This is a genomic window from Meiothermus luteus (genome assembly GCF_003574085.1).
GTDB lineage: Bacteria > Deinococcota > Deinococci > Deinococcales > Thermaceae > Meiothermus > Meiothermus luteus.
On record NZ_QWKZ01000055.1, the window covers coordinates 1 to 20,256 of the forward strand.

Annotated in this window: 20 protein-coding genes and 4 pseudogenes; 15 read left to right on the top strand and 9 right to left on the bottom strand. The window is 66.7% G+C overall.

The window, feature by feature from the left end:
• Nucleotides 1-176: 176 nt before the first annotated feature.
• The 3 genes from Mlute_RS09090 to Mlute_RS09105 all read right to left on the bottom strand — a co-directional run bounded on the left by Mlute_RS09090 (nucleotide 177) and on the right by Mlute_RS09105 (nucleotide 2,702).
• Nucleotides 177-554 carry an ArsR/SmtB family transcription factor gene (locus Mlute_RS09090; protein WP_036219988.1) on the bottom strand — a complete coding sequence of 126 codons (378 nt, stop codon included), beginning with the start codon at nucleotides 552-554 and terminating at the stop codon, nucleotides 177-179.
• Nucleotides 555-995: 441 nt separating this feature from the next.
• Nucleotides 996-1,793: a DUF3105 domain-containing protein gene (locus Mlute_RS09100; RefSeq protein WP_147371053.1), complete on the bottom strand. Its 798-nt coding sequence runs from the start codon at nucleotides 1,791-1,793 to the stop codon at nucleotides 996-998.
• A gap of 417 nt (nucleotides 1,794-2,210) precedes the next feature.
• The gene (locus Mlute_RS09105; protein WP_051304426.1) at nucleotides 2,211-2,702 is read right to left on the bottom strand and encodes a hypothetical protein; all 492 of its coding nucleotides are present in this window, start codon (nucleotides 2,700-2,702) and stop codon (nucleotides 2,211-2,213) included.
• A 617-nt stretch (nucleotides 2,703-3,319) separates the two neighbouring features.
• Between Mlute_RS09105 and Mlute_RS09115 the strand changes: the two genes are divergently transcribed.
• The 9 genes and pseudogenes from Mlute_RS09115 to Mlute_RS16090 form a co-directional block, all read left to right on the top strand.
• Nucleotides 3,320-3,832, top strand: a complete 513-nt coding sequence (locus Mlute_RS09115; RefSeq protein ID WP_051304427.1) for a copper resistance CopC family protein — start codon at nucleotides 3,320-3,322, stop codon at nucleotides 3,830-3,832.
• Between the two features lie 90 nt (nucleotides 3,833-3,922).
• Nucleotides 3,923-4,357: a copper chaperone PCu(A)C gene (locus Mlute_RS09120; protein ID WP_027894367.1), complete on the top strand. Its 435-nt coding sequence runs from the start codon at nucleotides 3,923-3,925 to the stop codon at nucleotides 4,355-4,357.
• 2 nt (nucleotides 4,358-4,359) lie between these two features.
• Entirely contained in the window at nucleotides 4,360-5,025 is a 666-nt protein-coding gene (locus Mlute_RS09125; protein WP_051304428.1) for an SCO family protein, read from the top strand.
• 101 nt (nucleotides 5,026-5,126) lie between these two features.
• Nucleotides 5,127-5,708, top strand: a complete 582-nt coding sequence (locus tag Mlute_RS09130; RefSeq protein ID WP_119360377.1) for a metal-dependent transcriptional regulator — start codon at nucleotides 5,127-5,129, stop codon at nucleotides 5,706-5,708.
• Between the two features lie 46 nt (nucleotides 5,709-5,754).
• The gene (locus tag Mlute_RS09135) at nucleotides 5,755-6,930 is read left to right on the top strand and encodes a multicopper oxidase domain-containing protein (RefSeq protein WP_119360378.1); all 1,176 of its coding nucleotides are present in this window, start codon (nucleotides 5,755-5,757) and stop codon (nucleotides 6,928-6,930) included.
• Nucleotides 6,927-8,126, top strand: coding sequence for a ZIP family metal transporter (locus Mlute_RS09140; RefSeq protein ID WP_119360379.1), 1,200 nt, complete (start codon nucleotides 6,927-6,929; stop codon nucleotides 8,124-8,126). The genes Mlute_RS09135 and Mlute_RS09140 overlap by 4 nt, the downstream gene beginning before the upstream one ends.
• A 34-nt stretch (nucleotides 8,127-8,160) precedes the next feature.
• Nucleotides 8,161-8,316: pseudogene (locus Mlute_RS09145) on the top strand (transposase); the annotation flags it as partial.
• Nucleotides 8,317-8,629: 313 nt separating this feature from the next.
• A pseudogene (locus Mlute_RS16085) lies at nucleotides 8,630-8,959 on the top strand (metallophosphoesterase family protein); the annotation flags it as partial.
• A gap of 354 nt (nucleotides 8,960-9,313) precedes the next feature.
• A pseudogene (locus Mlute_RS16090) lies at nucleotides 9,314-9,991 on the top strand (RNB domain-containing ribonuclease); the annotation flags it as partial.
• Nucleotides 9,992-10,146: 155 nt separating this feature from the next.
• On the opposite strand, the gene Mlute_RS09160 reads toward Mlute_RS16090, so the two are convergent.
• The 3 genes from Mlute_RS09160 to Mlute_RS09170 are packed head-to-tail and all read right to left on the bottom strand — an operon-like array spanning nucleotide 10,147 to nucleotide 15,963.
• Nucleotides 10,147-10,737: a hypothetical protein gene (locus Mlute_RS09160; RefSeq protein ID WP_119360382.1), complete on the bottom strand. Its 591-nt coding sequence runs from the start codon at nucleotides 10,735-10,737 to the stop codon at nucleotides 10,147-10,149.
• Between the two features lie 9 nt (nucleotides 10,738-10,746).
• The gene (locus tag Mlute_RS09165) at nucleotides 10,747-15,210 is read right to left on the bottom strand and encodes an alpha-2-macroglobulin family protein (protein ID WP_119360383.1); all 4,464 of its coding nucleotides are present in this window, start codon (nucleotides 15,208-15,210) and stop codon (nucleotides 10,747-10,749) included.
• A 12-nt stretch (nucleotides 15,211-15,222) separates the two neighbouring features.
• Complete coding sequence (locus tag Mlute_RS09170; RefSeq protein ID WP_220452068.1) at nucleotides 15,223-15,963, bottom strand: DUF1175 family protein; 741 nt, start codon at nucleotides 15,961-15,963, stop codon at nucleotides 15,223-15,225.
• 115 nt (nucleotides 15,964-16,078) lie between these two features.
• On the opposite strand from Mlute_RS09170, the pseudogene Mlute_RS09175 reads away from it, so the two are divergent.
• Nucleotides 16,079-16,615: pseudogene (locus tag Mlute_RS09175) on the top strand (transposase); the annotation flags it as partial.
• A gap of 293 nt (nucleotides 16,616-16,908) precedes the next feature.
• Here Mlute_RS09175 and Mlute_RS15460 read toward each other — a convergent pair.
• The 3 genes from Mlute_RS15460 to Mlute_RS15465 are packed head-to-tail and all read right to left on the bottom strand — an operon-like array spanning nucleotide 16,909 to nucleotide 17,836.
• Nucleotides 16,909-17,172: a hypothetical protein gene (locus tag Mlute_RS15460; RefSeq protein WP_147371054.1), complete on the bottom strand. Its 264-nt coding sequence runs from the start codon at nucleotides 17,170-17,172 to the stop codon at nucleotides 16,909-16,911.
• A gap of 41 nt (nucleotides 17,173-17,213) precedes the next feature.
• The gene (locus Mlute_RS09180) at nucleotides 17,214-17,675 is read right to left on the bottom strand and encodes a hypothetical protein (RefSeq protein WP_119360385.1); all 462 of its coding nucleotides are present in this window, start codon (nucleotides 17,673-17,675) and stop codon (nucleotides 17,214-17,216) included.
• A complete protein-coding gene (locus Mlute_RS15465) occupies nucleotides 17,675-17,836 on the bottom strand; it encodes a transposase family protein (protein ID WP_147371055.1) in 162 nt (53 codons plus the stop codon). Before Mlute_RS15465 ends, Mlute_RS09180 begins: the two co-directional genes overlap by 1 nt.
• A gap of 82 nt (nucleotides 17,837-17,918) precedes the next feature.
• On the opposite strand from Mlute_RS15465, the gene Mlute_RS09185 reads away from it, so the two are divergent.
• The 5 genes from Mlute_RS09185 to Mlute_RS09210 form a co-directional block, all read left to right on the top strand.
• Entirely contained in the window at nucleotides 17,919-18,233 is a 315-nt protein-coding gene (locus tag Mlute_RS09185; protein ID WP_119360387.1) for a helix-turn-helix domain-containing protein, read from the top strand.
• A gap of 37 nt (nucleotides 18,234-18,270) precedes the next feature.
• Nucleotides 18,271-18,840, top strand: a complete 570-nt coding sequence (locus tag Mlute_RS09190; RefSeq protein WP_119360386.1) for a hypothetical protein — start codon at nucleotides 18,271-18,273, stop codon at nucleotides 18,838-18,840.
• Nucleotides 18,841-18,842: 2 nt separating this feature from the next.
• Entirely contained in the window at nucleotides 18,843-19,316 is a 474-nt protein-coding gene (locus Mlute_RS15615; RefSeq protein ID WP_182482518.1) for a hypothetical protein, read from the top strand.
• A gap of 261 nt (nucleotides 19,317-19,577) precedes the next feature.
• Nucleotides 19,578-19,703 (top strand): PIN domain-containing protein, encoded by a 126-nt coding sequence (locus tag Mlute_RS16460; RefSeq protein ID WP_281270857.1) that lies wholly within the window; start codon nucleotides 19,578-19,580, stop codon nucleotides 19,701-19,703.
• A 117-nt stretch (nucleotides 19,704-19,820) separates the two neighbouring features.
• Nucleotides 19,821-20,256: site-specific integrase (locus Mlute_RS09210; protein WP_182482519.1), on the top strand; the 436-nt coding region annotated here is incomplete at its 3' end.

Here is a 20,256-nt window from a genome sequence, read left to right on the forward strand (position 1 = left end):
GGGTTGGGGTTCATCGGGCCTCCTGTCGGGAATAACCATTCAACACATGAACGATCATTCAACCACTGCCCCGAGGATAACATATGAGCAACTGTTCAACAATAGACGCGGAAGGAGAACACGAGGGCCGCCGAGTGGCGGCCCTCCGGTGTCCTTGGCCAGGTCGGTGCTACGCCCTACTCGGCGGCGTGCTCGAGGGCGCAACGTAGGATCGAGGTAACGTGGGCGTCTGCGAGGCGGTAGAAGGCTTGCCGCCCCTCCTTGCGGAAGGTTACTAGGTTGATGGAGCGCAGGAAACGCAACTGATGCGACACTGCCGACTCGCTCATGCCTACCACCGCCGCGATGTCGCACACGCACAACTCCTCGACCGACCACAGCGCCGAGAGGATGCGCATGCGGGTGGGGTCGGCGACGGCCTTAAGCAGCTCGGAGGCTCCGGCGATGGCCCCTGGGGCGGGCATCCCCTGACGGGCCCGGGCCACGGCCTCGGCGTGGACGACCTTGACCTCGCAGACTGCCGGATCAGGGACGGTGGGTGTTGAGACGGCCATATCAATAAGGTAGCACAACGCGAACGGCGTGCCCCGGGCTCACACCCCCAGCGCCCTGATCGCCCTCGCAGCTCTCCTACACACCCTCGAGGGAGGGGTGCGGGCAGGGCTCCACCCCACCTACCGCGCCCAGACCAAACCTGGGCAGTGCGGAAGAGCGCGTTCTTGTGCGACTACCTCCAGCTTGAGTCCCTGCACCCGGAGATCCAGGGAGCCTGAACATCATCGAGGCCTGGGAGGCGCTAACAACTTTGTCTTCATCTTCTACGGCAAGGGCCCCGAAGGCACCAGTGACCGCGACAAGGACCGGGAGACTCTCCCGCGTCGCCCGCGCCTCGACCACCGGCCCCACCACCTCGGCCGCCTCGAGCGGGAGCACCGGCGGCAGGCTCAGCCCCAACCCCGCCAGCAGCCCCAGGCCCAAGTAGGGGCGCACGCGGCTCATCGCACCGGGTTCTCCGGCCCCCGGCCCCGGTAGGTGTCCACGAAAGCGGCGGCGGCTGAGGGGTCCCAGCGCTCCAGCCGCAGGGTCTTGTTCCAGGCCGTGAGGATCACACCCGGCCCCAGGCCCGCTACGGGGGTCACCACCAGCCCGTCCCAGGCCCCGCGGAAGCGGGCCGCCCAGCCCTGGAGGGCCTGCAGCGCGCCCTCGCCCGGCCGGTCATAGTAGACCACCACATTGCCGTGCTCGAGGGAGTGCACCAGCTTCTCCTCCGGCTGGGGGGCGGTGTAGAAGCCCGCGTCCACCCAGTCGGGCCAGTGGGTCCCCGAGGTCGGCGGGCTGCTGACGTAGCGCAGGTCCTGGCCGAGGCTCGAGTGGGCCCGTCCGGCGTCGGCGCCGATCTCCACCCGTCCCAGCGCCGCCGCTCCCTGCGCCACCAGGGCCTCGAAGCCGGCCTCTGCCTGCCGCGCGTGCCACCCCAGCCAGCCCCCGTAGGCCAGGCCGATGGCGGCGAGGGCGGCCACCACCCAGCGCCCGGCGACCCGCCGGGGCGGGGAGGTCTTGGGCGGGTCCTGTCTCGGAGCTCTCGGGCTGGGCGTGCGGTTTCCTCTTGGCCGTTTGCGTGTAGCCGCCTTGGGGGCGAACCGGTTGCTGGGGTTCTTGGACATGGTGAGGGCCTCCTTGATGGCCAGGGCGCTGCCGGTCGCTCGAGCGCGGCCCGGCAGCGGGATTTCTGGACGCGGCGGGGTTGAGGGCGCAGGCAGCCCCTTGTTCGTAGGGAAAGGCCGGGGGTTCACCCCCAGGCCCCGGGTCGGGAAGGTTTCAGCCTGCCACAGGCGCGCCGGGTCAGGCCCGCGGCGGCGGTCGGGGCACCGCGAGGGCGAGCTGCTGGCGCCGCAGTGCCGGTCCAGCAAAGGGCCGAGGGAAGCAGGGCGCGAATAGCCCCGCCCCACCTGCCTCGGCGGCCCAGCAGTGCCCGGCCGGGCACTGCTGGTGACCCCAGGCACAACCTGGATCCGACGGGAGCTGTGGCCCGGCCTGCAGCGCGGGGAGGTGCCCATACCCGGGGCTCGGATGCCCGGCTCCGGCTCGCGGCAACAGCACAAGGAGCGCCGTCAGGGCCAGGACCAGCAGCCCCCGCCCCGGCCCGAGACCCCGCGGTTTATCCGTCCCGCCCTGCGGCCGCTGAAGAGTGCCTCGAGCGGGGCCGGGCCTCAGCCCTCTCCGCGCCATCGGCCGATCCGCCACAGCCACAACCCCCCTGCTAGGGTCATCCCCACCATCACCAGGCCGAGCGGGTTGGCCCCGGCCGCCTCCCCCCATATCACCCCCTGGGCGCTGGGCACCGGCAGGCCCACCGTGCGGGTCAACAGGAAGGCGATCACCAGCAGCAGCGCCAGCCAAGCCCCGCCCCGGTAGCTGCGCGCGGGCGGGGCCCCGGCACCGGGGCGGTCGGCGGCGTCCAGCAGCAGCAGCAGGCCGGTGAACACCGCGTACAGGAGCTGGAAGGAGAGCAGCCCCATGAACAGCAGCGCGTACCAGAAACCGGCGGGCTGCTGGTCCAGCGGCAGATCCCGCCCGCGGAACAGCGCGCCGCACAACCCCCCGCCCAGTGCCCCGCCGAAGCCCAGCAGCTGGAGGAAGAAGGGCAGGGCCAGCAGCGCCAGCGCCCACTGGGGCGCGGGTCGGGGACCGGGAGCCGTCATACTTGAACCATTGTTCATCTTTCTGCTACCTTGAGTCAAGGGGCAGGACGATCGTCCCGGGGAGATCCCCATAGGGTGAACGGAAGAGTGAACAGGCCATGACCGCGCCGCAGACCACCGCCCCCCGCCGGGCCCTGTGGGTCTGGATGCTGGCTTTGACGTGTCTGCACCTCGCGCTCGAGGCCGTGCCCGGGGTCAGGGCGGCGGGCGGAACCTCCGCCGCCCTGACCCTCGAGCAGCTCACTCAACACAACCGACTCCCCGCGCAGCTGTGCGGCGGCCAGCCCTCCGGCGGCCCCGACGACGAAACGCACGGCGACGGCGAGCGCTGCTGGCTGTGCGCCTTTCCGCTGCTGGGAGCTCCCGCTCGGCCCGAACCGGCGGCGCCGCGGGCGGCACGTCTGGAGGTCCCCCCGCGGGGCTACTGCCCGGTCCTACCAGCCCCAACGCGGGCGGCAGCAGCGAGGGCCCCGCCCGCCGAGGCCCGGGGCCCTCAGCCCTTGCCGCTCGCCCGACTCCGGGCGAAGATCCAACCCTGACCCCGCGCAAAAACCCTACCCGAACGCTCGTGGGAGGTCTGTTTGACAAGCAAATTCCGGCCAGCTCTGCTAGCTTTAATGGCCCTAGCGACCGTCCTCGCACCGCTGGCCCGAGCTCACGCCGACGGGGTGATCTCAACCCTCGAGGCGAACGAGCGCCTAAAGGTCAGGCCCACCGAAGTTCGGCTCACCTTTAACGAGCCGGTCGAGCTCAGGTTCTCCACCCTCAAGGTCTACCCCCTGCACGACCCAGCCCGGCTACGCACCCGGACCAAGGCCTTGGTCGGCCGGGTGCTCAGGCTGAAAGGGGACGAGACCCCGCGGGCCGACCTCGGCCCCAAAACCCCCCCGCGCACCACTCGGGCGGCGGTCATCGGCCTGAAGCCCGGCCTCAAGCCCGGGGCCTACATGGTGATATGGCGCGTCCTGTCAGTGGACACCCACCCTAGCGAGGGCTTCTTCGTCCTTCACCTACCGGCCCTAGAGCGTGTTAGGCACTTTGGTGTAGCCGCTGTCCAAGACGGGGTTACAACGTGCCTCGGGCTAGGTCGGAAGAGGCCAGAAGCCGGGTTCAGCACGAGACTTTTCTAAAAGTTCATAACACGCTCTGGGAAACCGGGACACCCGGAGGAGAGCGTCACAGACCGAGGACTACGAGATCAAAGGAGAGCACGAATGTCGATGCCACGAACCCTCATACACGCTGCGCTGCTGGCGCTGGGGCTCACCCTGGCCCAGGCCCCCGTGGTCCGAGTGCAGGACCCCTACGTCCGGTTGGTGCCCCCGACCCTCAAGGACACCGCGGCCTACATGACCCTGGAGAACCTGGGCACAAAGCCTCTGCGGCTTGTCGGGGGGAGCACCCCGGCGGCCGCGATGGTGATGCCGATGCGGGGGGTGAGCGAGGTCCGGGGCGGGCAGGAGGTCAAAGGGATGCGCCCGGTGGAGCACCTCGAGATCCCCCCCAAGGGCCGCCTGGTGCTCAAACCCGGCGGCGATCACCTGATGCTGGTGGGGCTCAAAGCCCCCCTCAAGGAGGGCCAGAAGATCCCGCTCACCCTGCGCTTCGCGGGGGGCCTGAGCCAGACTCTGGAACCGACCGTGCAGGCGAGGTGAACATGTCCGACCCTATCCAAGGCCCAGACCATGGCCGAACCCGAGCCCAACCCCTGAGGCGGCCACTTCAGGCCGTCGGCCTGCTGACCGGGGCGGTGGGCTTGGCGGCCCTGCTAATCTTCGCCCTGCCCCGCATGGGGGCCTACAAGCCTTACGGCACCCCGCTGCTCGATCCCCGGCCCGCTGCCGACTTCCGCCTGACCGGCTCCGACGGCAAGGCGTACACCCTAAAGAGCTTCCGCGGCAAGGCGGTGCTGATCTTCTTCGGCTTCGTCAACTGCCCCGACGTCTGCCCCACCACCCTGGCCGAGCTGAGCAAGGTGTACCAGGCCCTCACCCCTGCCGAGCAGGGGCGGGTGCAGGTGCTGATGATCACCGCCGACCCCGAACGCGACACCCCGGCGGTGCTGGAGAAATACGTGACCTTCTTCGACCCCCGCTTCCTCGGGCTCACCGGGACCCCCAACCAAGTGGCCGAGGTGGCCAAGGGCTACGGGGTTTTCTACCAGAAGTCGCAGATCAAGTCGGCCCGGGAGTACAGCGTCGACCACACCGCCAGCGTCTTCCTGGTCGACCCCCGGGGCCGACTGCGGCTGATCTACGGCTACGGCAAGGCCCGGCAGACCGACCGGGTGTTGCAGGACCTGCGCTGGGTGCTGAAGGGCTGAACGCGGGGAAGGAAGGGCACAGCCCCAGAACCACCTGACCCGGCCGTCTGAATACTTTTCCAACCTTGACACTCATCTTAAGGCGGGGCTAAACTATTGGCGTGAATAGTTTAGCCCCGCCTAAATATGACCTCTCCGAGGCCCGGCAGGACTCCCTCCAGCAGGTCCTGCTGCTGGGCAAGGGCGTGCGGCTCACGGAGGCGGGGTACAAGGTAGCGCTGGAGGTGCTGCGCCACCACCGGCTGCTGGAAACCTACCTGCACCAGGCCCTGGGCTACGGCTGGGAGGAGGTGCACGCCGAGGCCGAGCGGCTCGAGCACCACATTTCCGAGGCCTTCGAGGCCCGCATTGCCGAGTGGCTGGGCCATCCCTCGCACGACCCTCACGGCGATCCCATCCCCACCGTCCACCTCGAGCTGCCCGATTCCCAGCCCTCCAGGCGACTGACTGCCCTCGGGGGCGGTGAATGGGGGGTGGTGACCCGCGTGGCCACGCAGGACCAGGACAGCCTGAACCTCTTCGCGCACCTGCACCTGCGGCCTGGGGCCAGGGTGGAAGTGCTCGAGCGCCTCGAGCAGGGAGTCCGGGTCCAGATCGGTAAAGAACGCTTTCTGCTGCCCATCAGCCTGGCTCAGGCGCTATGGATAGCTGAGGAAGGTGGACGACTCGCCGATAGCTCATAGCTAATAGCCGATATGAGCTATCGGCAATAAGCAACGAGAGGTACATATGAGGAGCTTTCTTCCCAAACTGTTCTCCCGCCGCCAGGTGCTTCGCAGCCTGGGCGGGGTTGCCAGCGTGGCCGGCGCGGCGGCCTTGGGTCTTGGCCAGGGGTCGAAACCGGCCCCCCAGGGCGAAGCCGGTGGTCACAGCGGTCACTACATGGGCGCCGCCGACCCCAAGCAGATGGGCCACGGCAACAACCTGACCGTGGGGGCGGTCGATCACCAGGCCAACGGCTTCGACCCTCTGCGGCTTTTGGTGGACTGGGACTACGGCAAAGTGAGCACGCTGCCCAGCGGCCAGACCCTGCGCGAGTACGAGTTCGTGGCCCAGGAGAAGGAGATCGAGATCGCCCCTGGGGTGTTTTTCCCGGCCTGGACCTACAACGGGCGCGTGCCGGGCCCTACCATCCGCTGCACCGAGGGCGATCGCATCCGGGTGCGCTTCACCAACAGCTCGAGCCACCCCCACACCATCCACTTCCACGGCATCCACCCCGCCGAGATGGACGGCACGCCGCTGCCCGGCAACGGCGGCCTGGTCCAGCCGGGCCAGAGCTTCACCTACGAGTTCACCGCCGAGCCCTTCGGCTGCCACCTCTATCACTGTCACTCCCTCTCGCTCAAGCGCCACATCCACAAGGGCATGTACGGGGCCTTCGTCGTCGATCCCAAGGGAGGTCGCCCGCCCGCGCGCGAGTTCGTGATGGTGATGAACGCCTTCGATACCAACTTCGACGGCGGCAACGAGGTCTACGCGGTCAATAGCGTGGCCTTCGAGTACGCCCGGCGGGCCATCCCGCTGAAGCTGGGCGAGCTGGTGCGGATTTACCTGATCAACGTGCTCGAGTTCGACCTCATCAACACCTTCCACCTGCACGCCAACATGTTCGACTACTACGACCACGGCACCACGCTCGAGCCCACCCTGCGCCGGGTGGACACCATCTCCCAGGTGCAGGGACAGCGGGGGATCGTCGAGTTCCGCTACAAGTTCCCCGGGATGTACATGTTCCACCCCCATGTCTCGGAGTTCACCGAACTGGGCTGGATGGGGCACTTCAACGTGGTCAGGCCCGAAGACTTCGCCCAGGCCCTGCAGAGCGTGGGGCTCGATGCGGCCTGGGACCAGAAGAGCCTCCAGGGCAGCACCGTGCCCTGGAAAGGGGGTGAGCAGGCGTGAGCGTCGAGCGCAACACCACACCTGCGAACAAGGGAGGCTTTGGCTGGGCGCTAGCGCTGGTGCCGCTGTTGCTGCTGGGCCTGGTGCTGGCCTACCTGGTGACGACGGGCGGCGGGTTGCGGGAACTGGCCGGGCCTCCGCTCGAGAAGGTCACCATCCAGCGCATCACCCTGCCCGAGCCCGGCGTGATCAAGGTGGAGGTCGTCAACGACGGCCCGCAAGCGGTCACCATCCCCCAAGTGCTGGTGGACGAGGCCTACTGGGAATTCAGCGCCGAACCCTCCACGACCATTCCCCGGCTGGGGCGGGCCACCTTCACCATCCCCTACCCCTGGGTCGCGGAGGAGGCCCACGCCGTCACCCTGATCACCCGCCTGGGCACCACTTTCGAGGGGGAGATTCCGGCGGCGGTGCAGACTCCAAGCCTCGACGCCGGCCTGTTCTGGCGCTTTGGCCTGGTGGGCCTGTACGTGGGCGTCGTGCCGGTGGTGCTGGGGATGCTGTGGTACCCCTGGATGCGCCGCCTGGGCAGGCGGGCCATGAGCTTCGTCCTCTCCCTCACGGTGGGGCTCTTGGTCTACCTGGCGGTGGGCACCTGGCTCGACGCGCAGGAGTTCGCCGCCGAGCTGCCCGCCTTCTGGCAGGGGATTCCGGCGGTGATCCTGGTGGCCCTGATCGCCCTGGGCGTGCTCGTGGCCACCGGAAGCCACCGACCGGGCGCTTCCGGCGAGCGCAGCCCCCTGAGCCTGGCCTACCAGATCGCGCTGGGCATCGGCCTGCACAACCTGGGTGAGGGCCTGGCGATTGGCGCGGCCTTCTCTGCCGGGGAAGCGGCACTGGGCACCTTCCTGGTGCTGGGCTTCACCCTGCACAACATCACCGAAGGGGTGGGGATCGTGGCTCCCATAGTGCGGCAGAACCCCGGCCTCAAGCACTTCGCGCTGCTGGCCCTGCTGGCGGGGGGGCCGGCCATCCTGGGCACCTGGATCGGGGGCTTCGCCTTCAACCCGGTGCTGGCCACGCTCTTCCTGGCCGTCGGGGTCGGAGCCATCCTGCAGGTGGTGTGGGAGGTGGGCAGGCTGGTGGCCAAAGACAGCGCCCGGCTCGAGCTTCCCACCCTCAACTGGGTCAACCTCGGCGGCTTCGTGGCCGGGGTCGCGGTCATGTACCTTACTGCCTTCATGGTGAAGTTCTAGAGGGTGTTATGGACTTTAGGGCTAAGCCGGGGGGATGAGCCGGAAGCGGTACCCGAGCGACGTGAGCGACGGGGAGTGGGGGTTCGTGGCCCCCTACCTGACCCTGATGCGCGAGGACGCGCCGCAGAGGGGATACGCCCTGAGGGACGTGTTCAACGGCTTGCGCCGGGTGGTGCGGGCGTACACTCCTGATCCCGGCAGAACCCCTTCTCTCTAAAAGGGGTACTGACCCCCAAGGGAGGTCGAGAACCGCTTGCACCACAAGCGGGATGTGGTGTTCGGGGAGAATGCTTCGCGGAGCCGGAAGAGGGCGGTAGGGCTGATGTGCCTACGGAGCGTAATCCAGAGCCTCTTGCATCTCAAGAAGCAGCCGGTGTTGTGCTCGGTCAGGAGGTTCTCAGCCAGCCCTCAAGCTCTGTTGAGGTTGATTCAAGGATTGTGATAAAAGCCTGCCTCAAGGGGTGTCGAACCCGTGGTGACAACCGCCTACCGTAGAATGGTTCGTGTTACCTCAACACCTTGAATCCCCACTCGCGTTCATCATCCAGCTGAGCGACATCCATCTCCATCACTCAAAACCGAACCCCGTTCTAGATCGGGCTGCCCGGATCGTGGATGCCATCCGGGGGATTGAGCCCGGGCGGGCACGGCAGTGCGTGCTGCTGGTGACCGGCGACGTAGCCTTCAGCGGCAAGCCGGAGGAGTACCGGCTGGCGTCGGATTTTTTGGCAGGCCTCCGGCAACGTCTTGAGTCAGAGACCGACAACCCCGTCGAGGTCATCCTAATTCCAGGCAACCACGACTGCGACTTCGCTTTCGACTCTAAGGCCCGCGGTTTGCTTCGGGATGCAAGCCTCAATTGTGGGGACGCCGATGCCTCGGTCGTGGACATCGCGACCAATGTGCAGAGCGCTTTCTTCGAGTTTCGTTCAACTTTCGCTAAGGGCGCATGCCCTCAAGGCTTGGAGCGCCTGTTCCAAACCGTAGAGATCCCGGTCGCAGGCGGCAGGCTTTACGTGAACGCCTATAACACCGCGTGGCTGTCCACCTTGAGCGAAAAGCCGGGAGAACTCTTCATGCCGGTCACGCGGCTGACGCCTCCTGACCAGCGTGACGGACTGGTGGTCAGCGTCTTCCACCACCCGTACGGTTGGCTCGAGCCGAACAATGCCCGCGACTTTCGTAACCTCGCCCTGCCCGAGGTGAAGGTGCGGGTGGAGGGGGAGGCCATCCGGATTCTGCCCCTCCCCCCTTACGAGAGCCGGGTCTGGGTGCGGGAGGCCATGCTCCTGGCGGGCTACGCCGCGGCTCACCTGGCCCTTAGGGAAGGGCTTCCCTTCCCCTTCGCTACCCAGGAGGCTCCCACCCGGCGGGTGGAAGGGGAAAGCCTGAGCGCCCTTTGGGAGCAGAGAAAGGCCATGAAAAGGGCTCAGCTCAAGGCGGTGCCTGCCCCCCATAAGGGCCTGGGCCTTCCCCTCTATGCCCAGGTGACGAGCCCCTTGAGGCGCTACCTGGACCTGGTGGCCCACCAGCAGCTTCGGGCCTGGCTTAAAAGCGAAAGGCCCCTCACCCAGGCGGAGGTACTGGAGCGGGTGGGGGCGGCGGAGGCGGTGGCCGATTGGGTGCGGGAGGCGGAACGGAAGAGCAAGCTCCACTGTACCCTCCTCTACCTCCAGGAGAGGGGCTACGAGGGCCCCGGGGTCCTGGTGGAGCGGAGGGGCGGGCAGGGGGTCTTCCTCCTCCCCGAGCTTGGCCTCACCGCCCAGGTGGCCTTGCCTTCCCCCCTTCCCCTGGACACAGAGGTTCGCCTCCGCTTCCTGGAGGCGGACCTTACGGCCCTCGAGGCCCGCTTCGCCCTCCTTTAGTCAGGGCCCCTCCGACCCGTCCCTGCCGTTGGTGGAGGGGGCGTCGACGGGGCTCGAGGTGAGGTTGGGGGGATGTCGCTGGCCTCAAACTGCTCCGGGCGCCTGATGGCCTGGATGTCGGGGTGACCAGATGCTCGAGCCGGCCCAGCCGCCCATCAAGGCCGCTGGCGCAGATTCTGGCCGGCCTGCCAGCGCCCCACCCACCAAAATGCGGTGGCCATCGCCCGGCTCAGGGTTGCTGGATCGGGCGGGCTGGCCAGTAAGCGCTCCAGCTCGGCCTCGCCGATGTTCTCCAGCGGCTTGGCCCGGGGCCGGTCGCCGGCAAAGCGCAGGGCCATCCCCTCGGCCTTCCAGCGCGGCCAGCCCGCGGGCTGGGCCAGGTGAAACAGCTCGTGGCGCAGGGTGCGCTCCAGCGCGCCCCGTTCCAGTAGAAGCCGCAAGCGCTGGCTGTCAATCTGGTTTCTGTTCCGGTTGGCTGCGGCCAGGATGAACCAGGGCAGCCGGGTTGCGGCGGTGTAGGACTTCAGGTGGGGGTGCACCACCACCCGCACCGCGGGGGGCGGCGGGTAGCCGGCGGCGATCAGGTCCCGCCGCGCTTTTTGCAGCACCCGGAAGACCTCGGGCAGGTGCCGGGCGTCCTCCGGCGAGGCCGTTTGCACCACGAAGCCGGGCGCTTTGGCGGTCTGCCAGGTCTGGGCCAGGGCAAGGGGGGAAAAGACCGCAACAGCAAGCAGCACCCAGCGCACCGGCGCACCTCACTCCCTCACCTGTAGCGTCTGCACCGTCCCCACCCCGCGCACCTCCGGCTCGTACATCATCCAGACCCGGGTGGGCAGCGCGGTGAAGCGGCCCGGGGTCTCGGCCCGCAGCACGTAGGTGAAGGTGATGGGGCCGCTCAGATAGCTGAAGAAGAACTCCACCTGCCGGTCGCGGATCTCCCGCCCGTCGAACCAGTAGTTCCAGCCGTAGTAGTCGTCGCCGAAACGCGAGCGCACCCCGGCAATGCGGAAGGAGTCGTCGTTTTCCACCACCACCAGGCCCGCCGGGGTGGGTTCCTCCACCACCACATACCTTAGCGCGCCCTGCTCGGGGCGCACGGTGAGGGTTACCAGCACCAGCTCCCCGGCCTTGACCGGGCCGGTCAGGGGGCTTGGCTCGTAGACAAAACGTTCGGCGCTGGCGTCGTAGCGGGGGGTGAGCCTCTGGTAGGTACGGGCCACCCGCAGGCCGCGGGACTCCGGACGCAGATACTCCTTCTCCTCGAAATAGCTCACGCTGCCGCTGGTATACAGGCGGTTGTTGCTGATGACCTGTACTTCGTTCTCGCCCACCTTCAGGCCTTCCAGGGCGAGCTCGGCCCCTCGAGCCGGAACCTTCAGGGTTTGCGCCTGTCCGTTGACCCGAACCTGCACCTCCTGTTCGCTGGGCTGTTCGCCGGTCGCCTTCGCGAGGGCCAGCGCAGCGATCACCACTGCGGCGGTGTCCTTGGTGGAGACCCAGCGGGCCCCCCGGCGCTCCTGCATCAGCCAGTTCACAACCTTGGGGACGGCGGGGTGGTTGGGGCGCAACCTGGCCAGGGCTTCCAGGCCTCGAGCGGTGGCCTCGATGCGGTCGTCGTTCCAGGCCCCGCGCGGGGCCCGCACCTCCCAGTAGGCACTGCGTTCGCGTTCGGTCAGTCTGGCCAGGAGACCCTCGAGGGCCTGCTCGGCCAGGGCTCGGTTGCCGTTGTGGTGGTAGGCCAGCACGATGAGCGCATGGCCGTAGGGGGTGAGGTCGGGCCTTTTCAGGTAGTCTTGCAGGTAGCTAAAGTCCAGCGGCGGGGTTTGTTGATGGGCGGTGCGGGTCAGGTACGGTTGCCGGGTGCCAGGTGTACGGGCGAAGGTCGTCCCGATGGAGGAACGTTTCCTGGGCATATACGCGGGCCCGGCCAGGGCGAAGGCATAGGCGGCGTAGGCCACGGCGTCGGCGGCGTAGGTGTGGGCGTCGGGGCGGTTCAGGGTTTTGAGCAGGTAGGCGACGCCCCGCTCGAGCACCTCCGGCCGCACCCGGTAACCGGCCTCCTGCGCTTGCAACAACCCGGTCAGCACGTACGAGGAGATATAGACCGAAGAGGCATCGTTTTGCCAGAAGCCCCAGCCGCCGTCGTCGTGCTGGAAGTCGTAGAGCCGCTTGAGGCCCGCCGCCACAAAGTCGTCGAGATTTTGAGTGAGTTCCTCGGGTAACTGGGCAAAGTTACCAGCTTGCCGGGCCAGCACACTGGGCAAAAAGCGGCTCATGGTCTGCTCGGAACAGCCGTAGGGGTAGCCGGCCAGGTAGGCCAGTGCCGGGGTCACGGCGGCGGCCAGCGAGGGGGTGAGGTAGAGCCGGCCCTGCGTCTGGCCGGGGTCGGTGGTGGGGGGCAGGCTAAACGCCCAGCGATCCCCCGACTGCCCGGCCCAGCCCAGCTCCTGCTTGAGGCCCTTGGGGAGGATGGGCAGCCGGGTGCGCAGGGCATCGGAGGCGGCCGGGGTGAGGGCCGAGGCTTCCAGGGTGGCGGTGCCGCTTTGCGGGGCCTGCACCAGGTAGCCGGCGGCGGCCCGGCCCCCGGCGGGTAGCTGGGCCGGTGTGGTCGGGGGGGTGAGCAGGCTGAGCCCGGTGGCCTCGAGCCGTAGCTGGCCGGTCTGGCTCTGGCCCAGGTTGTTCTGCCCGATCACCCGCAAGGTGGCCTCGTCCCCCCGAACCAAGAAGCGCGGGGTGCTCAGCCGGGCGATCACCGGCAGGGTGGTGGTTACGGTCTGGGTGGCCTGCCCGACGGTATCCGCCAGCGAGATGGCCCGGGCGGTCAGGCGCCACTGGGTCAGGTTGTCGGGGAAGCGGGCCTCTACCGTGGCCTCGCCCTGTTCGTCGGTCTCCAGCGCGGGCAGCCAGAGGATGGTATCGCGGAAGTCCTCCCGCACTCTGGGGGCCGCCAGCGATTCCTTGGCCTGTCCAAAGACGGCCCTGTCCAGGGGGGCCCGGCCCGCCACAGCAGGAGCCGGGGCCACGTTGCCAAAGTAGAAGCCCCCGGCGGTCTGGGTGCCCACCACGTTGGACCTCAGGCCCCAGAAGAAGGCCCGGATGTCTGGGGCTTTCTCGGGCCGCACCAGGTAGATGGCCTCGTCCACCAGGCCCAGCGTGACCTGGCTTTTCACCGGACGCCCGCTGGCATCGGTCACTTTGAGCCGGTAGATGGTGGTCTCGCCCGGCTTGTAGGTGGTTTTGTCGGAGGCCACCGCCACGTTCAAGAATTTCTCCGCCGGTGGCAGCAAAAAGCCCGCCACCTCGCTGTAGTACTCGCCACCCCCCAGCACCGTAACCGCGAGGTAGCCGTTGGGGGCCAGCTCCGGGGTGAGCTTCAGCTCGTAGGTGAAGGTGGAGCCCCGAAAGCGCACAATTTCAGGCTTGCGGAGGCCCGGGCCTTCCAGGTTCACCAGGGCCCAGCCGTCGGCCACCGGCGACTGCACCACGAAGCGGGCGGTCTCGCCCACCCCGTACTGGGGCTTGTCGGGGGTAATCTTCAGGCTTTTATAGTCCCAGAACCAGTACGAACCGTCCGAGATCCAGACCTCCTCCTGGGCCTGGGTGGCCCGCCCGGCGCCGTCGCGGGCCTCCACCACCAGGGCATACGAGCCCTGCCTGGGCAGCCTGAGCTGGAGCGTGGCCTGGCCCCTGGCGTCGGTGCGCCCCTGGAGGCGGGCGGTGCGTTCCTGCTGTTCGCCCCGGCCCCGCACCCAGTAGGCGCGTTTGGCGCTCAGGGTGAAGGGCAGCGCGACCGGGTTGCCCTCGAGGTCTTCGGCCTGCACGCTGACGCTCAGGGTGTCCTGGGTCTGGTAGGCGTAGCGGTCGGTGCGGACGTTGAGCACCACGCCGGCCCGGTAGGCGGTGAGAAACCCGGTTCCGCTAATCTCCCGCCCGGCCTCGTCGGTCACGCCGGCCTCGAGGGTCAGCCGGTAGTCTTCCCCCAGGGGCTTCAAGGGCACCTCCACCACCAGCTCCCCTTGGGCGTTGAGCCGCCCTTCGCCCCGCTCGATGATCCGGCCCTGGTAGGTGTCCTCGTACTCGTAATTCTCGTAGAAACCGAAGCTCGAGACGTAGGCAAAGCGGTAGTAGGGCCGCTGGATGAGGGCGTAGCTGACCTTGCCGCCTGCCACCGGCCCGCCAAACAGGTACTCGCCTTTCACCACAAAGCGGGCCTTCCCCCCCTGCACCGCTACGGGTTTCTCGGGGGCCACCTCCACGCGGTACTCGGGCTTGACGAACTCCTGCACCTCGAACTCGCCGGTGTGCTCCTCGCCCTGTAGACGGGCCACCACCGTATACCCGCCCAGCCGCACGTCCAGCCCCAGGCGAAACTGCCCGGAAAAGCTACCGTAGGCGTCGGTGCTGAAGCGTCCCGAGAACACCTCGTTGTCGTCGAAGTCGCGCACCACCACCTCCACCGGCTGATTGGCGATGGGGCGCAGGCCGCTGGCCGTACGGGCGGTGCCCTTGAAAAACACCGTGTGGCCGGGGCGGTAGACCGGGCGGTCGGTGACCAGATAAAGCCGGTTCTTTTCCAGGTTCCAGCGCTGCCAGTAGGCGCTGCTAAAGGCCCAGGAGCTGCCCGCGCGGGCCGCCACAAACAGATTTTCGTTATCCGGTAGGTTGCTCTGGAGCAGGGCCAGCCCGCCCTCGGCCCGCCCCTGCTGCACGATGCGCTTGTCCTTGGAGACAAAAATCTGGGCGGTGCGCGGCCGTCCGCTATCCAGGCTGGCGGTGTAGGCCAGGATTCGTTGCGGCTCCGACTTGACCACCAGCCCCAGGTTGGTCACCAGAACCAGCGTGGCCGAGGTGGGGCGGGGGGCGCCAATCTGGGCCAGGTACAGGCCCTCGGGTAGCCGCCCCAGGCTCACCTCGCCGTAGGGCCTGTTCTGGGGGCGAAAGACCGGCACGGTGCGCACCGGCGACAGGTTCAGCTCGCCGGTACGCTGAAAGTCGCGCGGGCCGCCCAGTTCCACCACTTTCTCGGGGTTGCCAATCCGCAGGATACGGATCTGGCTGCGGCCGCCCCCCGGCAGGTAGTACTCTAGCCGCACCGGCTGGGTGGGGCTGTAGGTTCCGCCGCCGTACAACTGGGGTTCCGGGCGCTGGGCCGACCCTGGTATCAGACTCAACAATAACAGCCCGAATATGCCGAACCCTGCTCGCCCAAAACGCTTCATCTCTGCAGCCTCCTAATAACTCACAATTTTCCAGCGGTAAAAGCCCAAAAAGTGGGGGTTGTCGGGCCGGGGGTGCCAGTATTTCTGGGGGTGCTTGTTCAGGGTTTCCAGGCTTACCATGCGCACCTCGCCCCCTTCGGAAGGGGCGTAGCCAGTGTGGTAGACCACCAGGTTATTTCCCAGGTACACCATGCTGTGATAGGCCGAGCCCCGGGCCAGAGGGCGCACGAAAAACAAGAGGTCGCCGCGCCGGGCTTTCTCGGGGGTGCGGCCCAGGAAGACGCTCGAGTACCGCATCAGATACATGGCGCTGGTGCGCCCTACCAGACGGCCCGCCTGCACATCGTCCGGGCGGTAGGCCCCCGGTTCAACGCGGAAAACCGAACGGCCAATCAGGGGCAGGGGATAGGCGCTCAGCGGCGGGGCTGCTACCCTGGGCAGGTAGGGAAATTTCTGAAACCAGGCCGCCGTTTTGGGCTTTAGGGCTTCAAAAAAAGCAAAACGCAGCAGGCCGGCGCAGTCCTGCTCCTGGGGGGGCCAGGCGGGTGAAGGGGCGGTGAACTGGGCCTCGGCAATGGCCGCAAACCACTCCAAAAACGCCTCGCGCTGGGTGATGCTGTGAAACTCGGCAACGTCGGGGTAGCCGTCCTGGTCGAGGTCGGCAAGGTTAGATGACGGTGCGGCCAAGACCAGGCCTGCTGCCAGAATCAGCCCCAGCAGCCTCCGCCACCGTCGGCTGGCCCGGTTTTTCATCACCCTTTCCGATTTTAGCACGGCTCTGGAGAAAAGGGGGGCGTGGTGCAGGGCCGGTGCATAAAATAACTCAAGTTGCCACCTATCCTGACTACGCAGAAAATTAAAGGCCACTATGAACTGGACTGTTCTAGTGGCCTTCTGCATTATAGACGATCTGCTCAAGACCCTCGGACACAAGGACGACCCCCAGAGCAAGACCCCCGCCAGCGTCGTCCTCACCCTCTGGATTCTGGCCGCCCTGGCTTTCGCTGGAAAACATAAGCACGCCCTGATCTATGCCAAAGAGCAGGGTCTTTTCAGCTACATCCCCTCCCCCAGCCGCTTCAGCCGACGGCTGCACAGCCTGTCTGACTGGATACCCTTGCTGCTGCCCTTGAGCAAGGCCTTATGGGAGCAACTGTCCTCAGTGGAATACTACATCCTGGATACCTTACCCCTGCCGGTCTGTGAAAACATCCGCGCGCCCCGTTGCCGCCTGGCCCCAGCCCGCATATACCGAGGCTACATTCCCAGCAAACGCAGCTACTTCCACGGTCTGAAGCTTCACCTGATCTGCACGGACAACCAGTGGATCAGCGAAGTTCTCCTCACCCCTGGCGCCACCGCGGACGTGGAGGGGTTGTATCGGCTGCCGCAGGGAGGCCCAGAGCTCTGTGCCCAAGATGTGGGGCTTCATCTTTGCCCACAACTTCAGGCGGCTGGTAGGCCTTTATCGTATACACCCACTGAGCCAGCGAAAGAGGGGCATGGGATTGGTGGAGAAGCTACGCACACTGCGAAGCACGGGGGCGGTGAGCTGGTGCAGGAAACCCAGTAGCAGGTTGCGCAGGGCGGCCAGGGACTGGGCTGCTTTGCGGGTACGACAGCCGTCCTCACCCAGGACGGTATCCCTTTTGTGATGCAGCCTGTTCTCGATGGCCCAGTGACTGCGGCTGAGGGAAGCTAGGGTGGCGGCATCCGCCTGCGCAGGGACGATCCCCTGTCGGGACGGGGCTTGCGCCCGTGCACCCCAGGGCTGAGGCTGATAATGGCCAGGTCGGTTTCCTCGCAGACTTCACCGGTACGTTTGTGGGTCTTGTGGCGGTGGATCTCGACGATCTGTTGCAGGCCAGGAAAGCCTAGCGCCGGGTCAGGTGGAATCTGCGCGGTGGTACGAACCCGCCAGACCCATAGCGCCCCGCTGCGTACCTGGTGGTAGCAGTACACATTGTCCGGCGGGTACTGCAGCAGGTGCGCTGCCCAATCCTTCAGCTCCGCCTGGTTGTCCTTGAGCGCGAGGAAGTAGTGCCCCCCTTTTGCAGGATCGCCTGGGCGGTATGGGCCGCATCACCCGTCCACACCCAGGGAATCCCAGCCTCCGCCAGATCAGCCCCCACCTCCATAATCAACCAACGCCCCGCCACTGCTTCATCCCCGGTAGCTTTGCTCTGCAACAAGCTCAGCCCCAACCGGCTCAGATAAGCCGAGACCAGTACGATGGCTTTATCCCCTACACCCCTCCGCGCGCTGCCCTTGAGGTGTTTGCCATCCAGGCTGACCTCCAGCAGTCCCCCTTCCTCGTGTTGCCCCAGAGCTCTCAGCACATCCCTGGCCCATAACTGCAGGGCCTTTTCCAGGGCGACCACTTGCCGCTCCAGGGCCCACAAGAAGCGGTAGATGGTGGCCTGGGCCGGCAGGGCCGTGCGGGTTTTTCTTCGACCAAACCCCATCACCACTGTGCGATCGCCAGGATGTTGGTGCGCCCGCTGCCCAAGGCCATCAGCACCAGCATGAACAACATCCGCCAGTCGTAGGTGGTGTTGTGGGCCCGCAGGTCAGGTACTTGCAGCAGGTAAGGAATGGGGCTGGGTATGGGTTTGTTCGGTTTCATGCTGTATATGATAAGAGCCTGGGTGGCTGGCCAGTATTTTGTAGGTGGCAACTTGGGTTATGTTATAATCCAAAACCAAGCCGTGATCCGCCTGCAAGCTTATCGCTTCGTGTTGCAGCCTACCCCCACTCAGGAGCGGATATTGCGTTTATTTACGGGAAGCCGTCGTTTCGTGTACAGCGAATCGCTGGCGGAACGGCTTCGCGAGATGGAGCGATTGCGAGACGAAGGGTGGGACACGGTGGACGCTTCTACCGGGATGGGGATCGTCCCTCGGGTGTACTGGCGAAGCCAGTCCCGACAGGTGATCGTTCCCGTCAGCCCGGATGGCCTGTGGATCGAATCGCAGCGGCGGTCGGAAGCAGGAACCCGGCGAGGCGCTCATGAAGCGCGGTAGAAATCCACGGCCTTCAGGCCGGGGAGGATGTCAAAGTATGAAGGCACGCCACAAACTCTCCTATCACATCCGGGCCGTCCGTCTGCACCACCGGCCCGAGGACATCCCCTGGAACAAGCTCGGGGGGCTGGTGGAAGCCCTGGGCTGGCGGCTGGAGGGCGAGCGGCTCATCCGCGCCGCCGCCCCGCCCATCAACGCCCCGGCCCCGGGCTGCTTCACGGTCTTCGACGACACCGTCCCCACCGTGGACGCCGAGAACCGGCTTTTCATGGCCCTCTTTAAGTTCGTGGGCGGGGAGCTGGTGCAGCTTTCCAGCAACCTGAGCCTGCTCGAGTTCGAGATGACCTGCTGGCGGCTGCAGGAAAGCCTGGGGCTGCCGGTGGACCCCTTCTTCCTGCTGGAGCGCTGCCTCTACGAGGTCGAAGGCCCAGAAGGGGCTTTCCTGGTCGAGACCCCCCGCGGCCTCGACCCCGCCCGGCTCATCGCCCACCTGGGCCCGGGCCACCGGGTGGGTAAAGAGCAGCTGCTGCTGCCCGAGAAATCCATCCCCGAGCTCCACCGCGGGCTCTGGATCTACCGGCTCAAACGCCGTTCCATGGTGAGGTAGGTATGGTCAAGCAAGGATACACCTTCCAGAATCCAATCACCGGCGAATACTGGACGCTGGACATGGCCGACCCGGTGCCCACCGGCCCCGGCTGGGACGACCACCCCCTGCTGCAGCGCCACCTGCAGCGCTGTGAGGAGCACCAGCCCGTGGCCCTGGCCGAGGCCCGGCTGGTGGGCCGGCTCGCTGCCTCGGTCTTCGATTTCGTGCTGCACCAGCGCGAACCGGTCTACCTGGCCCTGCGCCATCTGAACTACGGCGATGCCCTGCTGGCCGCCCATGAGGACGGCCGGATGCCCCTGGACTACGACTGGCGCGTGCCCCTCTACGAGCCCGAGCTGGCCCCCGAGGTGGAGCGCTTCTGCCAGTGCTACCAGGCCGAGTTCCCGATCCGGCGCGGCTCCTTTGCCTCTGCGCTGCAGAATGCTATGAATGAGCCGGTTCGGTTGCAGGATATGATCACCCGGCGGGGTTAACAGCATCTGCTATTTTGTTGTCACTTGTAAAAGCGAGGGGGTGTGGGGGAGCTATCAAACCCATCCCTTTCAAAAGGCCAGGAAGCATCTGAACAAGATGCACGCCAGGGCAAGGAATCAGCGCCAGGACTGGCTGCATAAGCTGACCGCCGGACTCGTCCAGAAGTACGACAGGCTATACAGCAAGTTGTTTTGGAAAGGTGGATCGAAGACATAAAACTGTGATTCGCTGGGCAAATTCTGCCCCTGGACGCCGAAGTCATGCAAATCTGGGGCATACTCTCTGGTGAGGCCCTAGCAGTGCGCCACGGACTGACCCTGGTAAGCCGCAACACCGCTCACCTCCGGGGCCTACCTCTTCGGCTGCTGAACCCCTGGGAGGTTTAGCGCCCGCAATATAGCTTGCACCTCTCGAGCTTGACCTACCGGCGGAGCCTGCTCCAGCACGAGTTCGGATAATATTTCGCATAAGTAAAATTATGCGAAATTTGATAGACTGCCTACATGCTGGTCTCCTTGGCCAACTGGCAGGATCCCAGGAAGCGCCGGATCGCCGCCCTCCAGGCTTTGCAAACCCGCGACGAAGAAAGCCTGCTCGAGCTCCACCGTACCTATCTGGCCCTTAAAGGACGCCGGCGCGCCCGGCTCAGCCCCCACACGCTGGCCACCTACGAGACCGGGATCCGCGAGTTTCTGGCCTGGGCCTGGCCGCCCGAGGCCGCCGGGCCCCGGATGCCGCTATGGACGGTGGGTTCGGACGAGGTGGACATCTGGCTGCACACCCTCGAGACCGAGGGCAGCCGGCTGGTAGCCCCGGAGCGGCGCCGTCCCCTGCGCCCGGCCAGCCTGGCCGCCCGGCTGGCCGCGGTGCGGAGTTTCTACCGGGCGCTGCGCTGGGCGGGGGTGGCGGCCGTACCCGACACCCCCTCCCCCACCGACC